Here is a 9,817-nt window from a genome sequence, read left to right on the forward strand (position 1 = left end):
AGGTAGTCGTTGTATTCCAGCATTTGGCGGGCTTCAGGGTCGTCGACGTCGAGGTTCACATCGTCGAACTCGGCCCGCGGGCGTTGCGGCAAGAGGTCGGCGGGAATCTCACGCGGCTCCGCGGCGGCTTCCTCGGCTTCGGCCTCTTCGGGGTCCACGTCTTCGAGCTGAACGAACTTGCGATACGCGTACACGACAAACGCCGCGAACAGCGGCCACTGGAACGCGTACCCGAGATTCTGTCCCGAGCCTCCGACGGCTTCGAAGCGCTCCCACTGCCACCAGCCGAGCGCGAGGCAGCCGGCAGCTGACACGATGACCAGCAGAATCAGCGCAGGTCGGCGTTTAGTAGCGTTCTTGGACACACTAAGACGGTACCTGAGAGCTATAGTGCCTCGCCCTGCGATCTCCGACACGGTGTCGTAGAAGCCGTGCCACGGCGTGTCGTAGGAGCCGTGCCACGGCGTGTCGTAGAGGCCGTCCCGCAGCACCTGTGCGCTATGCCCATCCTCACCCGCAACGCCAGGGCACTGAACACATTCTCCCGGCTGTGCTGCATCGATAACCTCGGCGCGTATCCGAAAGCAGGGGAGTGTTTCATGCACATCAGAGTGATTCGCCCGGTCATCGACACCACACTGACTCCGGCGGTGACAGCCGAGGTGGAGCACTGGGCGGCGCCCGGTACGACGGTCGACGTCGTGTCACTGCTCTCTGGCACGGCGAGCATCGAGTCCGAGTACGACGAGGCACTTGCCGGCCCCGGGATCGTGCAGCGGGTCGAGGAGGCGGCAGCCGACGGCGTCGACGGTGTGTTCATCACGTGTTTCGCCGATCCCGGAGTGCATGCCGCCCGAGAGGTCATCGACGCTCCGGTGGTCGGCGGCTTCGAGCCGTCATTTCTGACAGCGATGAGTCTGGGCGATCGCGTCGGTGTCGTGACCATCCTGCCGAATGTCGTGCCGATGCTCCGATCGCTCACTCGGCGGTATGGGCTGGACAATCGGCTGGGCAGTATTCGAGTCGTGGACATGCCGGTGCTGGGCCTCACCGATCGGGAGGAACTGATCGATCGACTGGCCGCTCAGGCGTCTGCGGCAGTGGAGAACGGCGAGGCCGACACCGTCGTTCTCGGTTGCACCGGGATGCTCGGTGTGACCAGTGCGGTCCGAGACAGGCTGCATGGCAAAGGGATTCACGTTCCGGTTGTGGATCCGACGGCCTCGGCGATCACCTGGTTGGAGAGCTCGGTCCGTCTGGGGCTGACACCGAGTCGGACGACGTACATGACTCCACCGGTCAAGGATCGAAAGCGCTGACCTTGCTCACGAGAACCGAAAAAGCCCCGCCGGATCAGATCCGGCGGGGCTCTTCGTTGTGCGCGAGGGGGGACTTGAACCCCCACGTCCTGAGACACTGGAACCTAAATCCAGCGCGTCTGCCAATTCCGCCACTCGCGCGCGGAATTCAAAGGATACGCGAGTGGAATCGCTCGCGGGCACACCACCCTGGTCGGGATGCGCCCGCCCGCTCTCAGGCCGTTTCGGCGAGTGGATCCGCTGCGGGCGGCATGGTGGATTTCTTCGACCGGCGAGGTTGCTCGGCCGTGCGTTGATACCGCCACGCAGCGTGGGTGAGCGTTTGAACATCGACATCGAGATGTTCGGCAACCGCAACGAGCAACTCGGCTGCGTCGGTGCTCGACAACAATTCCTCACCACTGCTTGCTTCGGTGGCGAACCGTGCAAGTAGATCTATCGAAGTTACCGTCAACTTCCCGGACAGGAACACCAGCGTCTCGAAGGTCCTGGGGCCGAGCCCCGGAACGGAGACAACTGCCGAACGGAGGCTTTCGGTGTCCTCGACGTCGGCACTGGACCTGCAACCGGATTCGACGAGCGCCTTGGCCGCGCGAGCCGCACCCTCGGCTTTGGTGAAGTAGTTGCCCGGCACGCGCTGGCGATTGCCGAGAATCGTTGCGAGCTCGTCGCCACGGTCGGTGAAGGCGGCGAGAGCGGACAAGCTGTCGAGGCGATCGTCGGCGGCTACCGAGCGGTGTGTGCGCCAACGGTCGACGACGGCGCGGACTCCGGTCTTCGGTGTTCCATAGGCGGCGCGCGACGAGAAGATCGCATCGAGAAGGGCGGCTTCGGACTCGCGCGGCCATCCCTGATTCCAATGCGGCCACGCCTCGCGCGGAAGCTCGGCGCCGATGAATTCGGCCGCTCTGACTACGTCTGTGTCTTTCATGATTTCTCCCCCCCGAGAAGTTGTCCGGTGTGGACGCGCTGAACGTAGCGAAGGAGTCCGACAGATTGTGGCCCGGAACGCACGGGATCGACCGTCCGTCAAGGAGGTCACGAATTGGTAACAATAAATATGAGGGGTTCCTCAGGTTTCTGAAAATCCCGGTAACAGTCCCAGGCAGGGCGTTCGCGACCTACTCGCGAGTCACTTTCTCGAAGTCTCGTGAGGAAGATCACGGCCCCGAAAGTCCAGATTTCCAGGGTGCCGACAAACGTGAGGAAATCCTCATGATTCTGTGTAAACCTTGTCTTGCACGAACGCCCTGACTCCGTCGATTCTCTCGACGAATTCGCGAGCACTTCAGCCGGGCAGCACACCGCAAATCCCACCTCGCCGCAGAGGTGACCAGGAGAGGACGTACGCGTGACGATCGATGACACGACACCTACAGGAAACGGACGCGACTCGAAGGGTGGACGCCGTTTCGGCGTCGATGGGGGACAGTCCCGCACGACCAGCAAAGGTGCCCTCGTCGATTCGCTGAACAACGGCGTTTCCTACGCAATCGCTTTCGGTGGACAGGGCGCTCCCTGGCTCACCTCGCTCGAGGAGCTCAGCCGTGACAACGGCCTGGAGCCCGTTCTGACCGATCTGGTCAATGACGCAGCCGCACGCCTCGCGCCCGTCGCACAGGATCTCCTCGTGGTTCGCCCGGTCGGATTCGATCCGATCGCGTGGATGCTCGAAGCCGAGATCGTCGACGAAGAAGAAGGTGAGAAGTCGGCCGGGCCTTCCGCTGCCGCGCTCACCGCAGCTCCGGTGTCACTCCCCGGCGTCTTCCTCACGCAGCTTGCGGCGTTGCGTGCACTCTCCGCTCAGGGTCTGGATGTAGCCGGTAACCCGCCGGCTGCCGTCATCGGCCACTCGCAGGGCCTTCTGGCCACGGCTGCCGTAGCCGCGCAGGGCAACGACGACGGTGAACTCCTCGCCGTCGCACAGCTCGTCGGTGCTGCTGCCAGCTTGGTCGGCCGTCGCCGCGGCGTCATCGCCGGCGCCTCCGCGAAGCCGATGGTTGCGGTCTCGGGCGTCGATCCCGAGCGTCTCGCCGCCGTCGTCGCCGAGCTTGCCGAGGGTGTGGCGCCTGAGCGCGCGGCTGTCCTCGCCATCCGCAACGGCCGTCGCCGCGTCGTTCTCGCCGGGCCGCCCGCTCAGCTGGCACGCGTGCAAGAGCGTTGTGAACAGATCGAAGCCGAGGAAGCCCGCGAGCGTGAGGGTAAGAAGCGTGGCGGTTCCGTCTTCGCGCCGTCCTTCGATCCGCTCGACACCGAAATCGGCTTCCATCACCCCGCATTGACCGAGGCCGTCGAACTCGTCGGCAGCTGGGCGACCCGTTGCGGTCTCGACGCGGACCGTGCGCGCGAACTTGCGCAGGGTGTCCTCGTCGATCCGGTCGACTGGGTCGAGGCTGTCGACGGCGCAATCTCCGCCGGCGCCAAGTGGATTCTCGATCTCGGACCCAGCGATCAGCTGACCCGTATGACGTCCTCTTCGCTGCGTGGACAGGGCATCGGCATCATTGCCGCAGCCACCCGCGGCGGACACCGCAATCTGCTCACACCCGGTGCAGCACCTGAGGTCTCACGTTCGTGGTCCGAGTTCGCGCCGAAGCCCGTTGCGCTTCCCGGCGGCCGTATCGGCGTCGAGACCGCGTTCACGAAGCTGACCGGTCGTTCACCCATCCTGCTCGCAGGTATGACGCCGACGACGGTCGACGCCAAGATCGTTGCCGCGGCAGCCAATGCCGGTCACTGGGCCGAGCTTGCCGGTGGCGGGCAGGTCACCGAAGAAATCTTCGAAGACCGTGTCGCAGAGCTGAAGATGCTGCTCGAGCCGGGCCGCGCGGTCCAGTTCAACTCCCTGTTCCTCGACCCGTACCTGTGGAAGCTGCAACTCGGTGGCAAGCGCCTCGTGCAGCGTGCCCGTACCGCCGGTGCTCCCATCGACGGCGTCATCGTCACCGCCGGTATCCCGGAACTCGAAGAGGCTGTTGCTCTCATCGACGAGTTGTCCGAGATCGGCATCACCAACATTGCATTCAAGCCCGGCACCGTGGCGCAGATCCGCTCCGTGATCCGCATCGCCAACGAGGTTCCGAACTTCCCGGTCATCGTCCACATCGAAGGCGGCCGCGCCGGCGGACACCACTCGTGGGAAGACCTCGACGACCTGCTCCTCGACACGTACGCCGAGCTGCGTACACGCCCGAACCTGGTCATCTGCGTCGGTGGCGGCATCGGAACACCCGAGCGCGCAGCCGATTACCTGACCGGTCGCTGGTCTGCCGCAGCCGGTTTCCCGGCCATGCCCGTCGACGGCATCCTGGTCGGCACCGCAGCCATGGCGACTCTCGAGGCCACCACCTCTCCCGAGGTCAAGCAGCTCCTCGTCGACACACCCGGTACGCCGGACTGGGTCGGTGCAGGTACCGCTGAAGGCGGAATGGCCTCCGGCCGTAGCCAGCTCGGTGCCGACATCCACGAGATCGACAACGCGGCTTCGCGTACCGGTCGCCTCCTCGACGAGGTTGCCGGCGATTCCGAGGCAGTGGCCGAGCGCCGCGACGAGATCATCGCCGCCCTCGACGTCACCGCCAAGCCGTACTTCGGCGACGTCGAGACCATGACGTACGCACAGTGGCTGCGCCGCTACCTCGAGCTGACCGTCGGCATCGACGCGGCGAAGGAATTCGACTGCGGCGCCGATCTTCAGGACGCCATCGTCGAGGCGACGTCGAGCCCGTGGCTCGACATCACCTGGCGTGCTCGCTTCGGCGAGATGCTCCAGCGCACCGAGGCGCGTCTGCACCCGGTCGACCGCGGCCCGATCCCCACGCTGTTCGCTGACGCCGAGACCCTCGAGCGCCCCGAGGCTGCAATCTGCGCACTGCAGGCGTCGTACCCGGACTACTCGACCACCGTTCTGCATCCCGCAGACGTCTCGTTCTTCATCTCGTTGTGCAAGACGCCGGGCAAGCCGGTCAACTTCGTTCCCGTCGTCGACGGTGACGTGCGTCGTTGGTGGCGCAGCGACTCCCTGTGGCAGGCACACGACCCCCGCTACACCGCCGATCAGGTTTGCGTCATCCCCGGCACCGTTGCCGTCGCCGGCATCACCCGTGTCGACGAGCCGGTCGGTGACCTGCTCGATCGCTTCGAGAAGGCGACCTACGACGAATTGGTTGCTGCCGGAACCACTCCGGTTGCACTCGCGAGCCGTCGCCACCAGGATTCCGCACCCGGACTTCTCGACGCCGTTCTCTCGGCTCCTGACCTCCAGTGGGCCGGCCGCCTGACCCAGAACCCCGTCCGTCGTCTCGGCGACCTCGACGAGTGGAGTGCAGAGTCTGCCGACAAGGCAGTTCACGGCACCACCGGTTCCAGTCTGACCGTCGTCGATTCCTCGCACGTGCTGCTTTCGGTTCCGTTGGTGGCAGGCAAGTCGGTCGACATCACGATCACGATCCCCGAGTCCGTCGTCGACGGCGGCGCTCCGGTTGTCACCGAAGCCGATGCCGAAGGTGCGATGTCCGCGCTCCTGGCAGTTGCTGCCGGACAGGAACTTCCGACAGTCAAGAACGGCAAGGCTCGCCTCAACGTCGCGTGGGTTCCCGATCGCATCGCCGATCACGCCGGTGTCACCGGTTCCGGTCTGCCCGCCACGCTCAGTGTCAGCGGCAAGGCTGTTCCGGACGTCGTCGTCGGAGCATGCTGGCCTGCAGTGTTCGCAGTCCTCGGCGCAGCCAAGCTCGATAGTCTTTCCGTTATCGAAGGCATGCTCGACCTGGTCCACCTCGACCACACCGTCGACTTCGTCGGTGAGCTTCCCTCCGAGACAAGCATTCTCGTGGTCAATGCCGAGGTCGCCTCGGTTCTCGACACCGACCTCGGTCGTGTCGTCGAGGTCAAGGTCGAGGTCGGTGCCATGCTCGGCGAGGGCCTCGACGCCCCCGCAGTCGTCACCATGACCGAGCGTTTCGCGATCCGCGGACGCACCGGTGCAGGCGAACTCGCCGACCCGGCTCGCGCCGGTGGATCGATCAGCGATGCGGCTGTCGACACCTCGCGTCGTCGTCGCCGTGACGCGAAGATCCTCGCTCCGGTCAGCATGGGCGCCTTCGCTCAGGTTTCCGGTGACCACAACCCGATTCACACCTCCGACAACGCCGCTCTGCTGGCCGGCCTCGGAACCCCGATCGTGCACGGCATGTGGCTCTCCGCCGCAGCGCAGCAGGTAGTCACCGCAGTCGACCCGGCCGAGACCCGCGTCCCGCCGCGCCGCCTGACCGCCTGGACAGCTCGCTTCCTCGGGATGGTTCGACCCGGCGCCGAGATCGACGTCCGTGTCGATCGTGTCGGCATCGACCAGGGCGCAGAAATCGTCGAGGTCGGCTGCCGCATCGACGGCGAACTGGTCATGGTCGCCACCGGCCGCACTGCCGCACCGAAGACCGTCTACGCCTTCCCCGGCCAGGGCATTCAGCGCCCGGGCATGGGCCTCGACGCTCGCGCACGCTCCAAGGCCGCCCGCGACGTCTGGGAGCGCGCGGACAAGCACACTCGTAAGGCGCTCGGATTCTCGATTCTCGCTGTCGTGCGAGACAACCCGGTGACCGTCAAGGCCCGTGGTGTCGAGCACAGGCATCCCGACGGTGTCCTGCACCTGACCCAGTTCACCCAGGTGGCCATGGCCGTTCTCGGTGTTGCCCAGGTTGCCGAGCTGCGCGAGTCCGGAACCTTCATCGAGGATTCGCTTCTGGCCGGTCACTCTGTCGGTGAGTACAACGCACTCGCCGCTGTCGCCGAGGTCTTCCCGCTCGAAGCGCTTCTCGAGGTCGTCTTCCAGCGTGGCTCGGCCATGCATCAGCTCGTTCCCCGCGACGAAGCCGGACGCTCCGACTACCGCATGGCCGCTATCCGCCCGTCGCAGATCGGTGTTTCCGACGACGACGTGCAGGGCTTCGTCGCCGGTGTCGCCGAGACCTCCGGTGAGTTCCTCGAAATCGTCAACCTGAACCTGCGCGGCAGCCAGTACGCCATTGCCGGTTCGGTAGCCGGTCTCGACGCACTCGAGGTCGAAATCGATCGTCGCCGAGCAGAATTCGGTGGCAAGCGGGCATACATCCAGGTTCCCGGCATCGACGTGCCGTTCCACTCCACCGTCCTTCGCGGTGGCGTGGCGGACTTCCGCGTGTGCCTGCAGGACTTGCTCCCGCACGACATCGACCCGGACATCCTGATCGGCCGCTACATCCCGAACCTGGTTCCGAAGCCGTTCTCGCTGCGTCGTGACTTCGTTCAGGAAATCGCCGACTTGGTGCCGTCCGAGCCGCTGCAGGAAGTCCTCGCAGACTTCGACAGCTACGCAACGCGCACTCACGAGTTGTCCCGCATCATCCTGATCGAGCTGCTGGCTTGGCAGTTCGCCAGCCCGGTCCGTTGGATCGAGACGCAGGACCTGCTCTTCGGTGACGAGTCCGAAGGAGGGCTCGGGGTCGAACGCTTCGTCGAGATCGGTCTCGGCGCTGCCCCGACCGTCGCGAACCTCGCGTCGCAGACCCTCAAGCTGCCGGGCCGCTTCGGCTACCCGGTCGAGGTTCTCAACGTCGAGCGCGAAGCTGCGATCGTCTACGGCACCGACGTCGACCCCGCTGTCGATGACGACGACGAGATCGAAGCGCCTGCCGCGCAGGCTGCTCCGGCCGCCGCGGCCGCTGCTCCGGTTGCCGCTGCCGCGCCGGCTGCACCTTCGGGTGGACCGCGTCCGGACGACCTCACCTTCAAGGCGCCCGACGCCACGAAGGTCCTGATCAGCCTGTGGACCAAGCTCCGTCCCGATCAGGTCGGCCCCGCGGACACGATCGAGGCACTGTGCGACGGCGTTTCCTCGCGTCGCAACCAGCTTCTGGTCGACCTCGGCTCCGAGCTCTCCCTCGGTGCCATCGACGGGGCCGCAGACGCCGACATGGGCTCCCTGGGGGCAACCGTCGACAAGCTCGCCCGTACGTACAAGCCGTTCGGACCGGTGCTCTCCGATTCGATCAACGATCACCTGCGTAAGGTCTTTGGCCCCTCGGGCAAGCGTCCCGGCTACATCGCCGACCGCGTCAAGAAGGTCTGGGAACTGGGCGACGGCTGGGCACACCACGTCACCGCAGCAGTGGCTCTCGGTACTCGTGACGGCGCCAGCATCCGCGGCGGCGACCTCGGTGGCCTGAGCTCCGGCGCACTGGCCGACGCGGCAGCAGTGGACGCAGTCATCGACAGCGCAGTTGCCTCGGTCGGGTCTGCTCGTGGAGTCAGCGTCTCGTTGCCCGCTACCGGCGGCGGAAGCGGCGGAACTGTCGACGCAGCTGCTCTGGGTGAGTTCACCGAGAACATCACCGGTCGCAACGGCGTTCTGGCCTCGGCCGCACGCCTGGTACTCGAGCAGCTCGGACTGAACGAAGAAACGGCAGTCGCGACGGTCGAGGACACCGAACTTGTCGACCTGGTCTCGGCTGAACTCGGCTCCGACTGGCCGCGTCTGGTTGCTCCGGCATTCGACGCGCAGAAGGCCGTTCTGCTCGACGACCGCTGGGCAAGTGCGCGTGAGGATCTCGCTCGCATTTGGCTCGGTGACACCGCGTTGTCGGTCGAGAACTTCATCGGTGCCGGCTCCACCGTCGCCGCACAGGCGAAGTGGTGGGCCACCCGTGCAACCGACGAAGGCCGCACCGCACTCGCCGAGGTCTACACCCGCATCGCTGATGCGGCTGCTGCGGCAGAATCCGACGCACCCGAGTGGGCAGGCGAGGTCGCAGTAGTGACGGGCGCCAGCAAGGGTTCCATCGCGGCAGCGGTCACGGGCAAGCTCCTTGCCGGTGGCGCAACGGTATTCGTGACCACCTCGCGACTCGACGGTCAGCGTCTGGGCTTCTACCGCGACCTGTACCGCGAGAACGCTCGCGCCGGTGCAGCCCTCTGGGTGGTTCCCGCGAACATGGCGTCGTACACCGACGTCGACGCGCTGATCGACTGGATCGGCAACGAGGCCACCGAGAACGCAGGCGGCGCAAAGAAGCTCATCAAGCCGGCCATGACGCCGACGATGCTCTTCCCGTTCGCAGCTCCCCGTGTCGGCGGCGAACTCTCCGACGCCGGCGCTCGCGCCGAAATGGAAATGCGCGTGCTGCTCTGGTCGGTGGAGCGCCTCATCGGCGGTCTGTCGAAGATCGGTTACGACAGCGATGTCGACACGCACCTGCACGTGGTGCTGCCCGGTTCGCCGAACCGCGGAACGTTCGGCGGCGACGGTGCATACGGTGAGGCCAAGGCTTCGCTGATCGCCGTGGTCAACCGCTGGAAGGCCGAGCGCAACTGGGCCGAGCGGGTCACGTTGGCACACGCGGTCATCGGTTGGGTTCGCGGAACCGGACTCATGGGTCACAACGATCCGATCGTCGACGCGGTCGAAGCTGCGGGCGTCCGCACCTGGTCCACCCAGGAGATGGCGACCCAACTGCTGAAGACGG

At 65.8% G+C, this 9,817-nt stretch carries 4 protein-coding genes and 1 tRNA gene; 2 read left to right on the forward strand and 3 right to left on the reverse strand.

The window, feature by feature from the left end:
- A partial coding sequence (locus A2J01_RS18890; protein WP_197494249.1) for a transcriptional regulator occupies positions 1 to 365 on the reverse strand: 365 nt, incomplete at its 3' end.
- Positions 366 to 599: 234 nt separating this feature from the next.
- On the opposite strand from A2J01_RS18890, the gene A2J01_RS18895 reads away from it, so the two are divergent.
- Complete coding sequence (locus A2J01_RS18895) at positions 600 to 1,319, forward strand: aspartate/glutamate racemase family protein (protein ID WP_064113316.1); 720 nt, start codon at positions 600 to 602, stop codon at positions 1,317 to 1,319.
- Between the two features lie 59 nt (positions 1,320 to 1,378).
- On the opposite strand, the gene A2J01_RS18900 is transcribed toward A2J01_RS18895, so the two are convergent.
- Positions 1,379 to 1,460, reverse strand: a tRNA-Leu gene (locus A2J01_RS18900).
- 73 nt (positions 1,461 to 1,533) lie between these two features.
- Complete coding sequence (locus tag A2J01_RS18905; protein WP_064113317.1) at positions 1,534 to 2,250, reverse strand: hypothetical protein; 717 nt, start codon at positions 2,248 to 2,250, stop codon at positions 1,534 to 1,536.
- 420 nt (positions 2,251 to 2,670) lie between these two features.
- Here A2J01_RS18905 and A2J01_RS18910 point away from each other — a divergent pair.
- Positions 2,671 to 9,817: fatty acid synthase subunit beta domain-containing protein (locus tag A2J01_RS18910; protein WP_064113318.1), on the forward strand; the 7,147-nt coding region annotated here is incomplete at its 3' end.

It is taken from the genome of Rhodococcus sp. EPR-134, from assembly GCF_001647205.1.
GTDB classification, from domain to species: domain Bacteria; phylum Actinomycetota; class Actinomycetes; order Mycobacteriales; family Mycobacteriaceae; genus Rhodococcus_F; species Rhodococcus_F qingshengii.